The sequence below is a fragment of the Bacillus sp. 05T31 genome (genome assembly GCF_056396725.1).
Window position 1 is genome coordinate 1 of sequence record NZ_JBFTMA010001198.1, and the last position, 716, is coordinate 716.

Here is a 716-nt window from a genome sequence, read left to right on the forward strand (position 1 = left end):
CCCAAAAAGGGAGTCCTTTTTTTATTAAGTCCCAAAAAGGGAGTCCTTTTTTTATTAAGTTAATTCAGATTTTTCAAGTGAATTTCCGGTGAGATTGTGAATCAATTCACTTAAAGTAATGGGTGCGTTAGTTCAACAAGCTATAGGCAGCAATCATAATCATTTTCTTGATTTTCCGCAATCGGGCGCCTGAATAAACCTTAGATTTTTAATCGACTTTATTGTTATATTTTTGAGTACAGTGAAGTATCTTATATTGGAAATTAAACAACTATATTTTAACCCCGTCCTAAAWTTAGAACGGGGTTATGCTTGTTTTWGSTTTTAAAATTTAATAGCACCACCTAAATGGAAGTTTTATCTCGCAACGAAGAGGTAACTCCAGTTCTAAAAGAAGGGCCTGAAGTATTTTGGAGTTTGTAGAGTTGATAGATGCTTTAAAATATGTTTCACCAAGTCGTGATAAACCTTTTAAAGCTTATAAGCATATTACTGAAAATTGGGATGATAACTGGGATAGTGTAAATTCACAGTAGAAAAATATAATTGGAGGATTATTAATTTCTAGTGTCCAAGGTGAAGCATTCAAGGCAGTTGCTAGTACCATAGAATGTTTCTTTAAGGAACAGGAATGACTTAATAGTCATTCCTGTTTGTTTTTTTGCGGTATCAAGTTAAGAAGCACATTCTTCCCCAAAAATCATAAAAATGAACTT

1 pseudogene is annotated in these 716 nt (G+C 32.8%); it reads left to right on the forward strand.

From position 1 onward, the window contains the following. Positions 1-425: 425 nt before the first annotated feature. A pseudogene (locus AC1DJR_RS32395) lies at positions 426-635 on the forward strand (hypothetical protein). Positions 636-716 lie beyond the last annotated feature (81 nt).